The sequence below is a fragment of the Mariniflexile fucanivorans genome, assembly GCF_004341235.1.
GTDB classification, from domain to species: domain Bacteria; phylum Bacteroidota; class Bacteroidia; order Flavobacteriales; family Flavobacteriaceae; genus Mariniflexile; species Mariniflexile fucanivorans.
Genome location: NZ_SLUP01000004.1, coordinates 346483 through 367402 on the forward strand (window position 1 = coordinate 346483; position 20920 = coordinate 367402).

10 protein-coding genes are annotated in these 20920 nt (G+C 35.0%); all 10 read left to right on the forward strand.

Going from position 1 to position 20920, the window contains the following annotated elements; all coding sequences use genetic code 11:
* Nucleotides 1-142 precede the first annotated feature (142 nt).
* The 10 genes from EV196_RS10545 to EV196_RS10590 all read left to right on the forward strand — a co-directional run bounded on the left by EV196_RS10545 (nucleotide 143) and on the right by EV196_RS10590 (nucleotide 20920).
* The gene (locus EV196_RS10545) at nucleotides 143-2047 is read left to right on the forward strand and encodes a DUF1565 domain-containing protein (RefSeq protein ID WP_132217716.1); all 1905 of its coding nucleotides are present in this window, start codon (nucleotides 143-145) and stop codon (nucleotides 2045-2047) included.
* A gap of 233 nt (nucleotides 2048-2280) precedes the next feature.
* The gene (locus EV196_RS10550) at nucleotides 2281-4083 is read left to right on the forward strand and encodes an arylsulfatase (RefSeq protein ID WP_132217717.1); all 1803 of its coding nucleotides are present in this window, start codon (nucleotides 2281-2283) and stop codon (nucleotides 4081-4083) included.
* Nucleotides 4084-4144: 61 nt separating this feature from the next.
* Nucleotides 4145-5653, forward strand: coding sequence for a sialate O-acetylesterase (locus EV196_RS10555; RefSeq protein ID WP_165876141.1), 1509 nt, complete (start codon nucleotides 4145-4147; stop codon nucleotides 5651-5653).
* A gap of 33 nt (nucleotides 5654-5686) precedes the next feature.
* Complete coding sequence (locus tag EV196_RS10560; RefSeq protein ID WP_207902856.1) at nucleotides 5687-7252, forward strand: sulfatase-like hydrolase/transferase; 1566 nt, start codon at nucleotides 5687-5689, stop codon at nucleotides 7250-7252.
* A 34-nt stretch (nucleotides 7253-7286) separates the two neighbouring features.
* Nucleotides 7287-8111: a 3-keto-disaccharide hydrolase gene (locus tag EV196_RS10565; RefSeq protein ID WP_132217720.1), complete on the forward strand. Its 825-nt coding sequence runs from the start codon at nucleotides 7287-7289 to the stop codon at nucleotides 8109-8111.
* 183 nt (nucleotides 8112-8294) lie between these two features.
* A complete protein-coding gene (locus EV196_RS10570; protein WP_132217721.1) occupies nucleotides 8295-9764 on the forward strand; it encodes a sulfatase-like hydrolase/transferase in 1470 nt (489 codons plus the stop codon).
* 247 nt (nucleotides 9765-10011) lie between these two features.
* Nucleotides 10012-12960 carry a CBM96 family carbohydrate-binding protein gene (locus EV196_RS10575; protein WP_132217722.1) on the forward strand — a complete coding sequence of 983 codons (2949 nt, stop codon included), beginning with the start codon at nucleotides 10012-10014 and terminating at the stop codon, nucleotides 12958-12960.
* A gap of 239 nt (nucleotides 12961-13199) precedes the next feature.
* On the forward strand, nucleotides 13200-15899 hold the full coding sequence (locus tag EV196_RS10580) for a carbohydrate-binding protein (protein ID WP_132217723.1): 2700 nt from the start codon (nucleotides 13200-13202) through the stop codon (nucleotides 15897-15899).
* Between the two features lie 45 nt (nucleotides 15900-15944).
* Nucleotides 15945-18254: a leucine-rich repeat domain-containing protein gene (locus tag EV196_RS10585; protein WP_132217724.1), complete on the forward strand. Its 2310-nt coding sequence runs from the start codon at nucleotides 15945-15947 to the stop codon at nucleotides 18252-18254.
* A gap of 212 nt (nucleotides 18255-18466) precedes the next feature.
* Nucleotides 18467-20920 carry a leucine-rich repeat domain-containing protein gene (locus tag EV196_RS10590; protein WP_132217725.1) on the forward strand — a complete coding sequence of 818 codons (2454 nt, stop codon included), beginning with the start codon at nucleotides 18467-18469 and terminating at the stop codon, nucleotides 20918-20920.

The window sequence follows — 20920 nt, forward strand, 5'->3', positions numbered from 1 at the left end:
TTGTTATGCATTCGTCGAAAAAATAAAACAAAAAAAATATAAACTGTTATTTTTGAAAATAACCACCCCATTCTAATTCTATAGCAATATGAAAAAAATCCAATTCTTTATCGCTTTTTTATGTATTCTAACTACGATGCTTATGCAAGCAAAAGAATATCATGTTGCTAAAACAGGAAACGATTTTAATACAGGAACTAAAGAGGCACCGTTTAAAACAATTTCAAAAGCAGCTAAAATTGCACAACCGGGCGATGTTATAACCGTTCACGAAGGCGTGTATAGAGAATGGGTTAACCCTGCGTATGCAGGTATGAATGATCTGAATCGAATAGTTTATCAGGCTGCCGAAAATGAAAATGTTTGGATTAAAGGGTCTGAAGAAATTAAGACTTGGAAAAAGCATAAAGGTACTGTTTGGAAAGTCGTTATAAATAACACGTTTTTTGGTGAATTTAATCCGTATCAAGAAATTCTTTATGGCGATTGGGTCACTAAAACCTATGGCAGAGACCATCACTTAGGCGAAGTATATGTAAATGGCAAAGCACTGTACGAAATTGATAGTTTATCGAAAGTGTTTTTAGAAAAGTCGTTGGATAGAGCAGAAGATACCGAAGGTTCAAAATATAAATGGTATTGTGAAAGTAATCAAGAAACAACTACTATCTACGCTAATTTTCAAGGCAAAAACCCCAATCAAGAATTAGTCGAAATAAATGTGCGTCCGACCGTATTTTTTCCTAGAAAAACAGGAATGGATTATATTACCGTTCGAGGTTTTAAAATGTGTCAGGCAGCCACACAATGGGCACCTCCAACAGCAGAACAAGAAGGTTTAATCGGGCCTAATTGGAGTAAAGGATGGATTATTGAAAACAACCTGATTTCCGATTCAAAATGTTCCGGAATTGTTATTGGTAAAGAAAGAGCTTCGGGTCAGAATTTATGGAAACGCGACCAGAAAAAACACGGAACTCAACGTGAACGCGAAGTCGTTTTTAAAGCTTTGCAATTAGGTTGGTCCAAAGAAACCATTGGCTCACATATCATTAGAAATAACACGATTAAAGACTGCGAACAAGGTGGTATTATTGGTCATTTAGGATGCGTTTTTAGTGAAATAAGTGGGAATCATATTTATAATATTAATGTAAAAAAACAGTTTGATGGCTGGGAAATTGCAGGCATTAAATTGCATGCAGCGATTGATGTGCTTATTAAAAATAACTTTATTCACGATAATCATAGAGGCATTTGGCTCGATTGGCAAGCACAAGGCGCCCGTGTATCTGGAAATCTTTTGATTAATAATAAAGATCAAGATTTATTTATAGAAGTAAATCATGGCCCCATGATTATCGATAACAATATTTTACTTTCTGAAAGAGGTATTCTTAATGCATCACAAGGAACTGCGTTTGTAAATAATTTAGTAGCAGGAAATATTCATATGCGAACAGCTTTGAATAGATTTACACATTATCATTTTCCGCATTCAACTCAAGTGCTTGGAATGATGACGGTTATATTGGGAGACGATCGTTTTTACAACAATATTTTTGCAGCTAATAACGATACCTTGGAAAAGGACCAATATTATGGATTAAATGCTTACGATAATTTTCCGTCGGCAACATACCAGTGGAAATCTCCGGGAGGGCTTAATAATTTTAACGAACAAAAATTTCCAGTTTTTATAGATGCAAATCTATATTTAAATAAAGCGTTGCCATCAAAAATTGAAACCAATTATGTTGAAAATAGAACGTTAAATCCAGAAATAAGTCTGAGTAAAGAAAATGATATCTATTATTTAAATATTACTACAGATGAAAGTTTTAAGAACGTCCAAACAAAACTGGCAACTACAGCGTTACTAGGAGCTGCTTTTCAATCTGAAACACCTTTTGAAAACCCAGATGGCTCTCCAGTAACCATCAATGAAGACTATTTTGGCAATAAAAGAGCCACCGATACGCCTTTTATTGGTCCGTTTGAAGACTTAAAAATAGGAAAAAACAAAATTAAGGTCTGGGGAAATTAATTGAGGCAGATAAACTTAAATAACCATAAAATTGAAACAGCAATAATTTATTCCAAATAATGGACTAAATATATAAAAACCATGTTTTAACTATATAAAGAAGAAGATTGGAGTTTTAATATGTGATTATACGATTTAAAATATCTCAAAATCAATAATTTAACTAAAAAGGAATAGAGCAAAGAAGTAATGAAAATAATTGCCAAAAACTATAGAAATCAAAATATATAAAAATGAAAAAATCAATTAGACTATTTTCAATATTGTTAATCACATTATTGTGTAATACTCATTTGTTATTGGCTCAAGCTAATAGTAAATCAACCCAAAAACCAAACGTCATTATCGTAATTACCGACGATCAAGGGAAAGGTGATTTAGCTTGTGAGGGTAATCAATATATTAAAACCCCAAATATTGATAAATTTAATGCAGATGCCGTGCGGTTTACGAATTACCATGTGTCAACCACTTGTGCACCAACACGAGGCGCGTTAATGTCGGGTAGACACAGTAACCGAGTTAACGTTTTCCATACCATAAATGGGCGCTCTATTTTGTTTGAGGATGAAGTGATTTTGCCGCAAATTTTTGCTCAAAATGGCTATACCAATGCTATGTTTGGAAAATGGCATTTAGGTGATAATTATCCGTACCGTCCAGAAGATAGAGGTTTTCACGAAGTGGTTCGCCATGGCGGTGGTGGTTTAGGTCAAGGACCCGATTATTGGGGGAACGATTATTTTGATGATACCTATTGGCATAACGGAAAATTACAGAAATACGAAGGGTATTGTACCGACGTTTTCTTTTCAGAGGCTTTAAATTTTATTGAAACAAATAAGGACAAACCATTTTTCTGTTACATATCTACCAATGCGCCACATTCGCCATACAACTTGCCAAAAAAATATTTTGATTTATACCAAGGTGCAAAGTTTAAGGATATAGACTCTAGAGCATTGAGATTTTACGGAATGATTACAAATCTGGATGATAACTTTAAGAAATTAGAAGATAAATTAAAAGCTTTAGGAATAGCCGATAATACCATATTGATTTTTACCACTGATAACGGAACCGCCGCAGGGCGCAGTGTTTACAATGCAGGTATGAAAGGTGGAAAAGGAAGTCAATACGAAGGTGGTCATCGCGTTCCGCTTTATATTAGATGGCCTAACGGACAGTTAACTGGCGGAAAAGATATTGATGCTTTGGTAGCGCATTACGATGTGTTACCAACATTTGTCGATCTACTTGGTTTGGATTTTAATCCCGTTAAAAAATTGGATGGGAAAAGCTTAAAACCATTGCTTAAAAATGGAAACGTAGCTTGGGAAAACAGGATTTTATACATGGATACCCAAAGAGAGCAAAACTTAATCAAATACAAAAAGTATACGGTTATGGATGATAACTGGCGTTTAATTGATGGTACTGAGCTTTATGATATGCGAACCGATTTAGGTCAAGAAAACAACGTTATTGCAACACATCAAGAAATAGCAGATCGTTTAGCGGTAGGGTATGAAACATGGTGGAAATCGTTTGTAGATGAAGGTGTGAATGAACGCTATGCGTATATAAAAGTGGGGTCGCCAAAAGAGAATCCAACACGAATTTCAGCACACGATATGATTATTGGAAAATACAGTGATGCATGGCATCAAAATGGCGCCATTCAAGGGGCTCAAGCAGCTGGAAAATGGAAAATAGAATTTGTTGAAGATGGCGACTATACCATAAGTCTTCGTAGGTTTCCAAGAGAAAGCAACTTAGCGATTAACGAGACCTTTCCAGCTCAAAAAGAAGCCATTGAATATGATAGAACTTCTCCAGCAAGTATAAAAACCGATTTTAAAGAGGCCTTTTTATATGTTGCCAATATTTCTAAAACCATGGAAATTAAAAAAGATCAAGATGAAGTAACCTTTACAGGAAAAATACCAGCAGGGAAATACGATATGGAAGCTCAATTAATTGATGAAGTTGGTAGGGTACATCCTGCATACTACGTTTATATTGAAAAAAAATAAGATGATTAAAACGTTGATTTATAGGCTAAAATCCAGTCGCTCAAAGTGTTTTTTATTCATTTTGTTTTTTTGCGCCTTTAATTTTAGTGATGCCCAAAACAGTATAAATGAAGGTGCTGTAAAATTAGCTTCTGTTTTTGGGAATTCTATGGTGTTACAACAAAACGAACCTATTAACATATGGGGTGAATCAACTCCCGGAACGACAATTAAAGCACAATTAGGTGTAGAAGAACAAGCAACAATTACTGATAGTAATGGGAAATGGCAAGTGACTTTTAAAGCATTAAAAGCATCATTCAGGCCAATTGTTCTCAATGTGAATAATTTAAAGATTGAAAACATTTTAATAGGCGAAGTGTGGCTTTGTTCAGGACAATCGAACATGGCATTTCAATTGAAAAACATGGCAGGTTATGATACCATTGCAAATCAGGTTCCTAATAAAAACATCCGATTTTTAAAACACAGTAACATTCGTATTGTAGCAAAAAACGGATACACCGAAGAAGAATTGGCACGATGTAATACACAAAATTTTTTTCAAGCCAAATGGGAAGAAAGCACTTTAGAAACTTCTGAAATGTTTTCAGCGGTTGCATGGGTATTCGCAAATGGTTTACATAAAAAATTAAAGGTTCCTATAGGAATTATACAAGTAGCTGTGGGAGGTTCCGCAATTAATAATTGGATACCAAAAGACGCTCTTCAATCCAATCCTTTAACAGCCCATTTATTTAAAACAGATTGGTTAAGTAATGAACATGTAAAAGTAGAACATCGCAACAGAGCCAAAGAGGCATTTCAAAAAGTATTAAATGCTAACGAACCTTATAGGGCGGGTCAGTTCAAATACCGTTGGCTATGCGAACCCAGTTTTTTGTTTGAAGCGGGCATTGCGCCTTTAAAAAACATGGCTTTTCGAGGTGTCTTGTGGTATCAAGGGGAATCTGATACTGATACTATGGAAACGGTTAATAATACTAAAACGCTTTTTCCGCTTATGGTTAATGAATGGCGGAAGTATTTTAATATAGGCGATTTTCCATTTTTGTATGTTCAATTGCCAGCATATAAAAGCCAATTTTGGCCAGAATTTAGAGAAATACAACAACAAACCTTAGAAGAAGTAGAAAATACAAGTATGGTGGTGACGATTGATTTAGGTTTAGAAACTAACATCCACCCTACGGATAAATATCCTGTGGGAGATAGAGCCTCTAAATTGGCATTAAAAAACGTTTATGGTTTTGATGAAATTATTGGTTTTCCTAAATTAAAAAAATGGACCTTAAATAATCAAGAAATTGCATTGACTTTTGAAGAATCTGGGAAAGGAATTTTTTCATCGTCAAATCATATTGCCGGTTTTGAAATAGGGAATCAATTAGGGGAATTTTATATGGCAGAAACAAAATTAGTTGATGGCAAGGTTATTGTAAAAAGCCCTATTGAAAATCCAGCTAGTTTACGTTATGGTTGGACTGGATTTCCCAAACCTGCGTTGAGTTTGTTCAATAGTGCAAATTTACCATTGGGACCTTTTTTTATTCAATTTAACAAGTTTTAAACGAAATAAATATCAACAAAAATGCATAAACAAATGAAAATTAACAGAATAACATTGTTTTTAATAAGCGGTTTTCTTCTTATTGGTCTTTCAGGGTTTGCTCAAAAAACCAAACCCAATATCGTAATTATTTACACAGACGATCAAGGGTATGGCGATGTAAGTGCCTTAAATCCGGAAGCAAAATTTAAAACACCAAACATGGACCGATTGGCCAATGAGGGGTTAATATTTACCGATGGCCACAGTAGCGATGCCGTTTGTACGCCTTCCAGATATAGTTTGTTGACTGGTAGATACAGTTGGAGAACCACATTAAAAGAAAATGTGTTGCATGCAGATGGTCCCTGTTTAATTGAAAAAAATAGAATGACCATAGCTTCGCTTCTTAAAGAAAACGGTTATAATACAGCCATGATTGGTAAGTGGCATTTGCAAATGGAGTTTGTTGGAGATGTTAAGGATGGTGATCGCGATTGGTCTAAACCATTTACCGATGGACCTATTGAAAAAGGGTTTGATTATTACTTCGGAATTGCCGCCTCCATGAATTATGGCATTTTGACTTTTTTGGAAAATGACCACGTAGTAGATCCTCCAACATTATACACCAAAAAGAAATTGGATGTTACTCCAAGAACTTACAGGATGACACCGCCTTATGAAACAGAACAAAAAAAAGGGTATGTGGAAGTAGCACCATCTTTTAATGATGAATTAGTGTTGGAAACATTAGCGAATAAAGCTGTTAATTATATTAATGATGTTTCAAAAGAAGCTAAAAGCGGCAAACCTTTCTTTTTGTACTTTCCATTAACGAGTCCGCATTTACCACATTGCACGCACCCCGATTTTCAAGGACGAAGCAACTGTGGAAATTATGGCGATTTTATGGAAGAAACCGATTATCGTGTTGGGCAAGTACTAGATGCTTTAAAAGCAAATGGTTTAGAAGATAACACTTTGGTTATTTTTTCTTCAGATAATGGTGCTGAAATCAACTATGTATATCAAAGAGATACCTATCAACATTACAGCTGCATGAATTTTAAAGGTGGTAAACGCGATATTTATGAAGGTGGCCACCGCGTGCCATTTTTAATGCGTTGGCCTCAAGTTATTAAAGCGGGAGGGAAAGTGAATGATCCAGTTTGTCAAACCGATTATTTAGCCACTATTGCCGATATTGTTGGCGCTAAACTTCCTGATGATGGAGGTGTAGATAGTTATAGCTTATACCCCATGATGAAAAATACAGAGGTTCGTCAAAAGGCTGATAGACCTGTAATTCATCATTCGTTTACAGGGCATTTTGCCATTCGTGAAGGAAAATGGAAATTGAATATGCTTAGAGGCTCAGGAGGTTCACTAGAACCCGTAATGATTGAGCCTAAGCCAGGTGAAGCTCTTTACGAGTTGTATGACATTGAAAACGACCCAGGTGAAACTACAAATCTTTATTTTCAACATCCAGAAATTGTAAATCGACTCAAAGATAAAATTTCTAAAATAATTTTAAATGGACGTTCAACAGAAGGCGAACCACAACCTTTTGTAATGGGCGATTGGGAACAATTAACGTGGATGACTCTAAATTAAGCGAACTAAATCAAAATAATCAAAACCAACTAAAATGAAATATCAACTAATGAATCTTTCAAAGCTTTTTATCTTCATATGTAGCTTTTCAACAATTATTTCAACAGCACAAGAAAAAAAATCAAAAGATGGTTTTGTGAAAATATTTAATGGTAAAAATTGGGATGGTTGGCATCTTAAATTGAAAAATGGCGATGAGGAATTAGCTAAAAAAGTATATGCCATAGAAGATGGGATAGTACATGTTTTTAAAGATTTTCCAGATGAATATGAATTGGGAACAGGTAAAAATGAAACCCATGGACTTTTTTATACAAACAAAAAATACAGTAAATATATTTTTAGATTTGAATATAAATGGGGTGAAAAAATAGCGAATAATTTTGAACAATGGCAATATGATGCAGGTGTTTACTATCATGTAATTGACGATAAAATATGGCCAGTTGGCATTGAATATCAAATACGATATGACCATACAAAATCGCGCAATCATACAGGGGATTTAATCCGACCAGGAGGTGTGAATTATGATTGGTTTACTTCTGATGATAATACATTTTTGCATCCTAATGAAGGGGGAAAACCAGAAAATAAAAAAGACTGGATGCACTTGGCAACACCTACAAAAAACTATAATGCCTTGAACGGTAAATGGAACCAATGTGAAATTATCGTTATGGGAGATCAATACACAATTCATAAATTGAATGGTGATATTGTTAACATGGCTTTTAACCTAAATCCAAGCGAAGGAATTATAGGTTTACAATCGGAAACAGCTGAAATATATTATAGAAATATAGAAATTAAGGAATTTGATGAAATTATTCCGATTGAAGAATTTTTGAAAAAATAAATTTAATTTTAAGCGAGATAAATTTTTAAGATTACAAACTTAGGTGACATTAAATTAAAGCTTCAGTATAAAAATGAGTTATAATTTATAATGAAAGTATCATAGTTTACAATTTTTAAAAGATTCTATTTATAAACTTGCATATGAAATCTATAAATCTTAATTATAAAATAAAACAAGTAAATGAAGCTCTTTAAAATTATCCCATTAGTATTAATTTTAATCACCGTTAGCTGTAAAAATGCTAAAAGTGAACCAAAAGAAGAAAAACGTCCTAATTTTTTATTTGTATTGGTTGATGATCAATCTCCATTCGATTTAAAGGTCTATGACGCCAAATCAATTTTGGAAACTCCAACCATTAGCAAATTAGCAAGTGAAGGTATGGTTTTTGACCAAGCGCGCCACATGGGTTCTATGAATGGCGCTGTTTGTACACCTTCTAGACACATGATCATGTCTGGACGTACGCTGTGGCATTTACCACCAAGTGCCGAATTTCAAAAACAAACAGAACCTCATGAAATAGACGATCAAACCATTGGAGCTGTTTTTAATAGAGCAGGCTATAAAACCATGCGTACTTGTAAAGCAGGTAATTCATACCCAGGCGCCAATAAGCAATTTACAGTGGTGCACGATGCGACTAAACGTGGCGGAACAGAAGAAAGTGGTAGCGCATGGCACTCTAAACAAGTATTAGAATATTTAGGTGAAAGAGAACAAGGAAAAGAAAAAGATCCGTTTTTTATCTATTTTGGTTTTTCACATCCACATGATACACGTAATGGAACTCCAGAACTTCTAGAAAAGTATGGTGCGGTAAATCATAAAGATCCTAATACACTTCCAGAACTAAATGAAAAACAGCCTCAGCTTCCTCCAAACTATTTGGAAAAACATCCGTTTTTTCATGGACATCCAGATCTTAGGGATGAAGAAAGAGTAAGTGGTGTATGGAAAAATAGAGATGAAAACACCATTAGAAATGAATTAGGTCGAGAATTTGCATGCTCTGAAAATATTGATATTCAATTAGCTAAAGTCCTTAAAAAGTTAGAGGCCATGGGCGAATTAGATAACACTTACATTATTTATACTGCAGACCATGGAATGGCCATAGGAAGACATGGTTTACAAGGGAAGCAAAATCTTTACGAGCATACATGGCGCGTTCCTTTCATCATAAAAGGTCCTGGCATTGAAGCAGGAAAACGAGTAAAAGGAAATATGTATCTTTTAGATGTATTACCAACCTTATGTGATTTGGCAGGTATTGATGCTCCTAAAACAGTAGATGGCAAAAGTTTTGTGCCTGTTCTTAAAGGAAAACAAGAAGTTATTAGAGATGTGATGTATGGAGTTTATGCTGGCGGAACAAAACCAGGTATGCGTACCGTGAAAAAAGGTGATTGGAAATTAATAAAATATGATGTTATGGATGGCACGATTCATGAAACGCAGCTTTTTAATTTAGCCGAAAACCCAAATGAGTATTTACCAGAGCATCATAAAACGGGCGCTATGGAAACCAATTTAGCAAACAACCCAAAATATGCCGATAAGTTAGCAGAAATGGAAGCGTTGTTGTTGGAACAAATGATAGCTAATGATGATCCTTATAGACTTTGGAATCAACCTAAAATAAAGTAAGAATAAAATTTTATTTGTATTGAAAAAGCGCTGTGCCTAAGTTGGGTACAGTGCTTTTTTGTGTTTAATAATACTTTGAAAATTTGTTTTTTATGAACGACAGAAAATCATCATGAAGTTAGTTTTTGGTTCAAAAAGTATTAAATCAATTAAATATGGGTAATAAGTTAAAGCTAAAGCATCATAATTTACATATTTTTTAGCAAACAAATTGTAAAATTACTTCTCAACTAAACTATAAATTTTTATGAATAAAAAAACTACTCAAAAGGAATTAGCAAATCCGAATTTAAACAAGAAAATAATAAGCATCATAGGTTTTCTGTTTTTTATAATCACTTCGGTTCATGCACAATTTGTGCATCCAGGAATTACACATAAAAAATCCGATTTAGACCGTATGAAATATATGGTGGAAGCTCAAATCGATCCGTGGTACACATCGTATCAAAATATGGTAGCCGATTCTAAATCGAGTTACGATTATGTAGTACTTGGCGACGCAAGTTTTACAGAACTAGGGAGAGATTCAGGAGTTAATGAAGGTGCATGGAATAGCGATATTAGAGCTGCCTATTATAATGCCGTTAGATGGTATATAACAGGAGATTCTAGGCATGCGGAAAAAGCGATTGAAATATTCAAAGCATGGAGTAATCTTACTTCTGTTACCAGTGGTGGAACCGATTCGTTAAGTGGAGGAATTGGTTATATCATGATTGAAGCCGCTGAAATTATTAAGAGTACCTATCCTAATTGGGCACCTGCCGATTTGCAAGCTTTTCAAGACATGTTGGTATATCCAGGCTATTCTGATACAACACCAGTAACAGGTGCAAATAAAACCTTTTATTGGATGTCTTACCAAGGCGATCCAGGGCGTCATGGAAATCAAGGGTTATCTGGCTGGCGTACCGTAATGGCCATGGGGATATTTTTAGATAATGAAAAAATGTATGACCGTGCACTTAAATATGTACAAGGCGATTTAGCTTCTCATTTAAATGATATAGCGTATCCCGCTGGCCCGCGCACCACTAAAGATTTAGTGTACGAAAATGATTACGAAATCACGTATAGTACCAATAACTTTACCACCATCCAAAATTATGGGTATAACGAAGTTATGACCAATTATATTTGGGAAAATGGTCAATGTCAAGAAAGTTCAAGAGACCAACAACACACGGCGTTTGGAATTGGTTTACTTACTTCCATGGCGGAAATGGCGTGGAATCAAGGAGTAGACTTATATAGTCATGAAAGTGATAGGTTGTTGCTGGGGTTAGAGTATAATTTGAGATATAACGTTTCAGCCATTCAATCGTACCCAGATCAAATGACACCTTGGGTTCCAACAGTAGGTTCTGGAGAATTCATTCAACGTTTGGATAGAACAGCCCGTTGGTATTCAAAAGCAATTGATCCAGATGGAATTGGCGATTATGCTGGAGTTAGAACCGTGTTTGAAATGCCGGTTGCCCACTATATTGGTAGAGGTCTAAAAACAGAAGCAGAAGTTAAGTGGACACAACGTGCACGTGATAAATATATTGAATTAAGCGGTTATGAAAAAGCAGGATGGACCAATGATGCAATTGGTTGGGGCGGACTTTCAGCACGCAGACCAGCATTTTGTTATGGCGACCCTATTAGTGGGTTTGATTCTAATAGTTTGCCTGTGTATGATATGCATGTTATTACAAACGTTATTGAAGCTGAAAATTTTGATTATGACCCGATTAATCAAGGTGAAGGTCGTGTGTATCACGATTTAAGCGGAAGTAATACTGGTGGTGCCTACCGTACTATGGATAATGTAGATGTTGAAGCTACTGCAGGTGGCGGTTATAACCTTACTTCTATAGAATCTGGTGAATGGCTTACATATACAGTTTCGGTTCCGGAAACAGCTGTATATGGTATTACTATTAAATATGCAGCATCTCAAACAGGAGGTACTATTAAATTTAGTGCAGGAGGTGTAGATATAACTACAGATTTAGCTGTGCCATTTGGTGCTCCAAATTCAACAGGGGATAGCGATTGGAAAGAATATGTCATTTCAAGTGATGTTATTCTAAATAAAGGTGTGCAAAGTTTAAAAATCACCTTCGGTGGTATTTCAGGATCATTCAAACTTGATAATTTTTCATTAGCACAGACGGGTATCGTTAAACAAGACCAAAGTATTAAGTTTTTTACCATTCCAGTTAAATTAATAAGTAGCACCGATTTTGATCCTGAAGCAACTGCAAGTTCTGGGTTACCTGTAAGTTACTCAAGTTCAAACACAGCAGTGGCAACCATTGTTAGTGGTAAAATACATATAGTAGGAGAAGGAAGCGCTACAATTACTGCTACACAAGCTGGTGATGCTTATAATAATGCCGCTAATAATGTTTCTCAAGAATTGCGTGTTGTAAGTGCTGTTGCTGGTACTATTAATTTAAATGTGGGTGCTGATACTTACGTAAGAGATGCGGGAAATGCTAATACTAATTATGGTTCTGATGAAAATATAGTAACAGTTGCAACAGGGCGTTATGGATATTTGAAATTTGATTTAAGCTCTGTTCCTGGACCAATAATATCTGCAAAACTAAGAATATATCAAAGAACAACTTTCAAATTTTATCGCAGTATTTATGATGTTGCTGACGATAATTGGACAGAATCAGAAATTACTTGGAACAACAAACCAGCGTTTGAAAACGAACGAGCTCGTATTACAACCAGTTCAGCTTGGAATGAATGGGATATTTCTTCATACACCGCCCAAGAATATAATAATGATAAAATAATAACTCTAGTTGTTAAAGACCCAATAGATCCCCTAGCTAGTGAAAAAGGTATTGATTTCCGTACTAAAGAATATGATTCTGGTAGTGTTGCACCTGTTCTAGTTATCGAATATTCTAGCGTACCATTAAGTGTTACTTCCGAAGAAGCTGTTAAAATAAAAATGTACCCTAATCCAGTTCAAAATGACCTTTATATGTCCTTGGAAGCTGCCAATTTAAGTTTAAAGGATACCAAAATAACCATTTATACTTTAAACGGACAAAAAGTGATGCAAACGAATCCTATTGAAACGAAGGTTAAAATGGATGTTTCTAAACTAAGTAGTGGCGTTTATATTTTAAAAATAAATGACTCATCTAAAAGCATCACTCGGAAAATAGTGAAATTATAATGTTATTTAAAAATAATCTATGACAATTAAGAAGTTCTGCATATCAAAATTTGTAGAACTTTTTTTCTAACATACATAGCGAAGAAATACGTTAAAATGATTTATAAGTTAAAGCCATAGCACGCTGGTTTACACTTTTTTTAATCAGTTTGGTAATATGGAATGCTATTGTTAACCTTTTTTCTAAAAAAAACTATTCAATTTATAAAATTTACCAACAACCAAAAATAGCATAGCACATGAAAACTAATAAAAATATACTTCAGTTTATTAAGAGTACTGTTTACATTGTATTATTGATGAGCGGTTATATAATTACAGCTCAGTCTATTACAGTAAATTCAACCAATTACAAGCAAATTATCGATATGATAGGGGGCGATATGGAACGCAGTTCTTCAGCTATTCAAAATGCTCAGAATAAAGCAGACATTATTCAATGGGGTTTTGGTGATATTAATTTTAACGTTTGTAGGGTTCAATATGATAAAAACCAAGAAATAACAGAGGGCGTTAAAAACTGGTCGTTTTACAATAAACAAGTGGCTACCATGCAGGCTATTAAAGCTATTAACCCCAATATTAAGTTTTTTGGAACCATGCGATCTGATTATGACGGGTATGGCGATGATAATAATATGCCAGATTGGATACAAACTTACAGCACAAAAGCAACCGATGTTGTAAAATATGGGAAGTTTTTAGCAGATTACTGCGAGTATATGAGTCAGCAAGGGGTGCCAATTTCTATTCTCTCAACGGCAAAAGAATGGATGTGGCATGTGAGAGCATCAGAAGCCAAAGACATTATTAATACATTATATACCGAATTAGATGCACGAGGTATTCAGAAGCCTTTAATTTCAGACCAAGGTTTTTGGAGTATTTCTCAAGGAATTACCTATTTAAACAATGTAGAAGACTTAGGGACTAAAGATTTATATGACTCTTTTTGTAGCCACAATTACGATAATGAAGCCCCTGAAAAGTGGGTAGAGATTATCCAGAAGTCGGTTGCTTTGGGTAAACCCATGTACGATGATGAAACCAGTACAGGTAGCGGGTCTCCAACCTATGGGGTAGAAAGAGAAATGTATAAACAAATAGATGAATATATTGAAAAAGCTGAAAGATATGAAGCTGGTTTAAGTGGTGAAGTTTATTTTGAAATATGGTCTAGAGGTATCGATAAAGAAACCAGAGCTATATATTTTCCTTCTTCGGGAGAAGGTAGAAGGCTTAGAGGGTACTATATGATGAAACAATTTTCTAATAATATTTTAAATCATACCTATATTACGTCTTCAGTAAATGCTGTTTCAAAGGTTTATACCATTACTTTTAGAAAAGATGATAAAATAGTACTTTGGGTTATAAATGAAGGCACCTCTGAATACACCATGCCAATAACTATGGATCAGTCTACCATTACAAGTGAGGTGGCTACACATTATTGGACCAATAACACACCTATTGAAGGTTCTACAACAACCTACACCGCTTCCGGCAATACGTTCATTCCAACGGTAAAAGGTGAAAGTATGAATTGCTATATTTTTAATGTGACTGAAGATGCTGTAGATACTTGTAATTTATCACAATCCTCTTTTATTGAAGCAGAGTGTTACGATGTGATGTTAGGCGTTGAAACAGAAGCAAGCAGTGAAGGAACAGCTAACGTAACCGCTATTGAAAATGGCGATTGGCTTAAATTTGAAGCTATAGATTTAGGTGCTGGTGCCACTCAATTGGGTGCCAGAGTGTCTAGTAATACAACAGGAGGAAGTATAGAACTTAGAACTGATAGCCCAACAGGAAATTTAATTGGAACTTTGGCTGTATCAAACACAGGAGGTTTGCAAAACTGGGAAACCGTTACGGTAGCTATCCCGAAACTTTCGGGTGTTAAAGATTTATATTTCGTTTTTACAGGAGCAACAGGCAGCCTTTTTAATGTGAATTGGTTTCAGCTTAAAGCAACACCGCCTAAGGTAGCTTTAAATGCTTCGACTGGTAACAAATCGGTAGCTTTAACCTGGACTTTAGATAACTTAGAATTAGGAACTCAAAATATCTACAGAAACGCCTATTTAAGTGAATCTGGCAAAACATTAATTGCTGAAAATGTAAGCGGTTTAAACTATTCAGATACGACTGTAAACAACGGTGAAACTTATTATTATTGGGTGGAGGTTACAGATGCAGCTTCTAAAATAACCAATTCTAATATTATTGAAGCAACACCAACAATTCCCAATCTTGCTCTGGCTTCACATGGTAGTATGGCTACACAATCATCAACTTATGCCACGGCTGTTGCAGGGTTAGCAATAGATGGTAACTCAGATGGTAATTATAATAGTGGGTCTGTAACACATACTTCAGCAGATGCTGTAGCAGATCCAGAACCATGGTGGCAAGTAGATTTACAAGCCAATTATAAGATAGAAACCATTAATATTTATAATAGAACAGGTAGTAATTATGGAGATAGATTAAATAATTTTACGGTTACAGTTAAAGATGCCAGTGGCAACATAACGTTTAGTAAGTTTTACACCGAGCAACCTGACCCTCCATTATTAAGTATTGAAACAGGAAGTGTTGTAGGTAGGGTTATAATAATTTCTAAAACATCATCTTCGGCTTTATCTCTTGCAGAAGTTGAGGTTTATGGTGTAGATACCGTACTATCTAATCAAAAGTTTGAAAAAAACAATGTTGAAATATATCCAAACCCTGTTACTAATAATTTCATTATTACCAATAGCATAAATGCAGTTGTTGAGGTTTATAATATTTTAGGTGAATTAGTGCTTAATAACAACATAGAAAACAACAAGCAATCTATTGACATTAAAAATCTATCTCAAGGACTTTATGTAGTAAAGATTGTTAAAGAGGGGCATACCACCACAAAAAAAATTATAAAAGATTAAACAAAGAATTGCTAACGACTTAATTAGTCAAAAACTTTATGAATTATGAAAAAGAAATTACCACAAATCAAATTACATAAAAATATGTTTTCGTTTAAAAGCATATTTTTTATTTTATCATTATTGTTCGCTTCGGCGTCTTATTCCCAGGTTGATGTTACAGTCAGTTCATTAGCTGAATTAAAGTCGCACCTTGCCGATAGCAATATAAATCTAACCATGACGCCGGGTGTATATAGAGTCACTTCTGCTGTTGGTGCTACGACGGTTACCTATGGAAGTAACGACCGAAAAGTGCTTTTTTATTTTGAAGGAAACAATAATACATTTGACTTTACTGATGTAACATTTATTGTAGAAACAGCCGTTTTTAGAGCATTTGGTAACTTTGATGTTTATGAGTTTAACATCGTTGGAAACAATAACGTGCTTAAAAACTTAACCTTGGTAGACGAAGGTGATTCAGTTCCAAGAGACAGTGCTATAAATTATGTTATTGATGGTAAGGAAAACCGATTAGAAGGTTTTCACTCAACTATTAGAGGATCATTTCCGTATGGTTATGGAGATGCTTTTGGAAAAGGAGGAGGTCCTGTTATTAAACATTATAAACATAGTGCTTGTTTAGTTCGTGGTAGAGATAACCAAGTAATAAACTCTACGTTTATTCATAGATCGTATGGGCATTGCATATTTTTTCAAGCTGCAGAACGTCCATATGTTGATGGGTGTTATGTGGAAGGAGAAATGCGTAGTACCGATGATATGCTTGCTGAAGCAGGAACAGGTTCTCCTGCAGATTTAGTTAATTTTGATACAGTATGGGGTTACAAACTACCTGCTGGATTTATGATGAGTCTTGGAGAAGCAGGAATACGAGCATATAATGGGGGTAATACCGTAATTGATGGGGTAGCGTATGCGCGTGAAACTAGTGATCCCACGGTAAAAAATTGTACTGTAAAATACATGAGAACCGCTTATGGTTTACACCAAGCATCAGGAACGGAAACTATTGAAAATTGCATATCCATAGGTAGTGAAAGTGCCTTTGATGGCGGGATTGTTAAAAACTGTACAGCAGATATATCATACGGACCTGCATTTAATGTATCTGAAAACAATCTAGATATGGAAGTTAAAATAATTCAGACGCTTTCAACAACTTATAACGGCGAGGGAAGAATTGCATCAATAGCAGGAAAAAACAGTACTTATAAGATTACTAGCGATGGTAGTATTATAGACCCATCTTTAAAAATCCAAATAGGTGGTGGTTTAAATTCCATTCGCCACCAACCGGGTTCAAATTTAGAATATCAAATTACATATACGGCTTCTGATAACTATGTTAGTAACGAAACCTCTTCAGACCTTGTTTTAGAAGCTCGAAGCTCAAACATTAGTGGGGTTTCCTGCGGAACCATATTTGATGATGGTTCTAATAATTCAGTCGTCGCAGTTTCAAATTGCGACTTTAGTAATGTAGGTTTAAAAGTAGGGGATACTTTTACCACTGGTGAAATTAGTTACGAAGTAATATCTGTAAATCCTAACGAGGTAACCGTAACAGGCAGTACTTTAGTAGCATTAAATATACCCGCTACAGCAGTAGATCCAATATATTCAGAAATATATACTGTCACTAAAATTAGAAGTGTTGCTTTTTTAAATAATAAAATTATTACATCATTAGTAACACCTAGTACACTAACAGAAATTGGAGCTCCTGTTGGTAATGATGGTACTTTTAGAGGTACAACTAACTTGAAGTCTGCCGATTTTTCTGCATCTACATCACTTATAGCGCTTCCTAATGTTTTGTTTAGAGGTTCTGCAATTCAATCAGTAATTCTTCCATCTTCTTTAACTACTTATGGACTTAATTGTTTTAGAGAATGTTTTAGCTTAACATCTGTAGAAGTTCAAAATTCTACACCAGTAGATATAGGAATTTTAGGTAATAATGTATTTAATGATGTAACGCTTTCAGGTGTCACATTAACAGTTCCTGCAACAACAAAAACAGCTTATCAAAGCGCTGCTGTATGGCAAAATTTTGCTCCAATAAATGAAGCTTCTGCATTAAGTACAAAAGAGATAGAACAAGAATTAGGTTTTAGCATGTATCCTAACCCGGTAAAAGATGAACTTCATGTATCTTTAAATAAGGCAGACCTTAATGACAAAGCAGTTATTACTTTGTATAACCTAACAGGCCAAGTAGTAAAAAAAGCAAATTTTAAAAATTCAACGGAAACTGTTTTAGAATTATCAGATTTAAGTAGTGGACTATATATTTTACGCTATAGCGATCAAAATAAAACAATTACTAAAAAAGTAATAAAGGAATAAAACAAATCCCTTTTAAGGCGCATTATATTTCATCAGATTAACAAAACCCTTGAATAAAAAAACTTTAATCAAGGGTTTTTTGTTTTGTATTATGACCAATATGCTAGCGTTTTTTCATTGAATTAACCTATAATTTATAGTGAATGCATTATAATTTATAATCTTCTATATTCTAATGGATTAATTTTACAATACAATTAAACTAAAAATTTATGATAACAAAACTACACACCTCAATTTGTAAAAAAGAGTTCAATTTTTCAAAGAGAAATTATTTTTTCTTTTGGACATTTTTCCTTTTAACATGCTTTAGTGTCTCAGCACAAGTAACAGTTACAAGTGTAGCAGAATTAGCTACAGTGGCGGCTCAATCAGATCAAACAGTTACTATGACCCCTGGTGTTTATAATATGACAGATTACCTATCGTCATCAACGGTTATAGCCAACGTTACACCTGCCGATGCTTATGACAGAAGAGCCATGATTCGTTTCAGCGGAAGTAATAATACATTTGTTTTTACCGGAGTAACCATCAATGTGGATACAGCTTTATTAAACGATTTAGGGGGAAATGTTATTGAATTTCACCTAACAGGTAATAACATAAATTTTAAAGGATTAACAGTTACAGATATAGGATATGAACCTACTGCCAGTGGCGGTCAGTCGTTCGTGGTATCTGGAGATGATACGGTTGTTGAAAACGTAACATTGAATATGAAAGGGTCTTCGCCTTATGGCTATGGAGATTTGCTTGGTAAAGGTGGCGGAAGTTTAGTGGCTATGCGAAAACACAGTGGCTTATTAGTAGGTGGCAAAAATGTAACTATTAAAGGTTGCTCTATATATTCCGAATCATTTGGGCATTTGTTTTTTGTTCAAGGTGGGCGTAATGTGCTTTTTGAAGATTGTTATGCAGAAGCGGTTACTAGAACTACCGATGCCATGTTAGCTGAAACTTCAGGGCCTGCTTTTAATTTGAACTTTGAAGCTGTATATAAAAATTATGAAGGGAATAGCGTTATTACCCCAGGTTACACAAAATCGCTAAGCGAAGTGGGCTTTCGTACCTATGGTTCAGGAGCAGAAGGTTTCGATACTGCAGGGGTAACACTTATAAATTGTACTGCTAGAAATGCACGTGTTGGTTTTGCTTTAGAAGTTGGTGGTCCCATATTAATTCAAAATTGTGAAGCAACCGGATGTGAATCAGGTTTTAATATCACGGAAGGTAAAGTTGAAAATAGCCGTGGCGATGCGGTTAACGGCCCCTTATTGTATTTAAGTGGTTCGGATACGGAGGTAGAATTGGAGTTAATGCCAACACTTCCAACAACTATCGTTCATGCTGTAGCAACTATTTCGGGAACTAACCATCAAGTGACTTTAACCAAGTGGAACGACGAAACCAGAACACAAGACCATAAAATTTTAGTAGGAGCCACCAGACCTGCTGGAACCAATCCGTTTTCGCCTTTAGGATCGGAAACAACTTCGGGTATTACTTTAAACAACTGTACCGAAATGCCCATAGAAATCCTTTCAACTACAAGTGCGAGTACAATTAATACAACAGGTTCGGTTATTAATGATGGCACCGGAAATACCGTTATCACCAATTCGTGTGTAGGTATAGCAAATTTAAATTTTGATGATGGCATGTATACGTACACTGTTTTAGGCACAAACCCCAATCAATGTAAAGTAACAGGATTTGTTTCTGGACAAGAAACTGCCACTGCAGTAATACCAGCGGTTGCCAATAATAACTCGATACCATTCAGTGTTGTTTCAGTTGGTGATTCGGCTTTTACTGCAAAGACGATTATGACATCGGTTTCACTTCCTAGTTCAGTCACTTCCGTAGGAAATGATGCTTTTTCTTTATGTACCAGTTTAGAAACTATAAACCTTACAAACATTGTAACCTACGGATCTAATAGTTTCAGTGGCTGTTCTGAGTTAGCCTTAGCACCATTAGATTTAACAAATGCCGTAAGTGTTGGCAATTATGCTTTTTATAACTGTGTTAAAATTACATCGGTAGTTGTTCCTGGTACGGTGACTTTTGGTGATGGTGTTTTAAGAAATACAGGAATCACATCTTTTACTATTCCTAGTGAATGGACTGTTTTACCAGTTCAAATGATAAGAGATTGTAAGTCCATCACCTCTATTAATATTCCGAGTACGGTAACAACCATGGGCATTGCAGCTTTTAGAGGGTGTACGGGTTTAACAGATGTACAAGTAAACTGGACAACATCTAGTGCTATTCCTAGCGCCACCGTAAGTAATTTGTTTACTGGTTTAACCTTAAGCAGTATAAATTTATTGGTGCCAACCAATACAGCAGCATTTTATGAGGCCGCAGCTGTTTGGACTGATTTTAATATTGGAGTTGGTACGCTAAGTAAAGGTGAGAACAAATTAACAAATAGCAATGTAAAACTATATCCTAATCCCGCCACTAATACCGTTAATATTAGTAATGCTTTTGATACATCTTTGGAAATTTATAATATTCAAGGTGTTTTAGAAATAACAGTTAAAATATCTGAAAACGAAAAAGTCATTTCTTTAGAAAAACTTAATTCTGGAGTTCACTTCCTAAAATTCACAAGTAATCAAGGTACCATAGTGAAAAAACTAATTAAATTGTAA

Coding starts and splice junctions, on each gene's coding strand:
- EV196_RS10545 (WP_132217716.1), top strand. CDS start 143: ATGCAAGCAAAAGAATATCATGTTGCTAAAACAGGAAACGATTTTAAT.
- EV196_RS10550 (WP_132217717.1), top strand. CDS start 2,281: ATGAAAAAATCAATTAGACTATTTTCAATATTGTTAATCACATTATTG.
- EV196_RS10560 (WP_207902856.1), top strand. CDS start 5,687: ATGAAAATTAACAGAATAACATTGTTTTTAATAAGCGGTTTTCTTCTT.
- EV196_RS10565 (WP_132217720.1), top strand. CDS start 7,287: ATGAAATATCAACTAATGAATCTTTCAAAGCTTTTTATCTTCATATGT.
- EV196_RS10570 (WP_132217721.1), top strand. CDS start 8,295: ATGAAGCTCTTTAAAATTATCCCATTAGTATTAATTTTAATCACCGTT.
- EV196_RS10575 (WP_132217722.1), top strand. CDS start 10,012: ATGAATAAAAAAACTACTCAAAAGGAATTAGCAAATCCGAATTTAAAC.
- EV196_RS10580 (WP_132217723.1), top strand. CDS start 13,200: ATGAAAACTAATAAAAATATACTTCAGTTTATTAAGAGTACTGTTTAC.
- EV196_RS10585 (WP_132217724.1), top strand. CDS start 15,945: ATGAAAAAGAAATTACCACAAATCAAATTACATAAAAATATGTTTTCG.
- EV196_RS10590 (WP_132217725.1), top strand. CDS start 18,467: ATGATAACAAAACTACACACCTCAATTTGTAAAAAAGAGTTCAATTTT.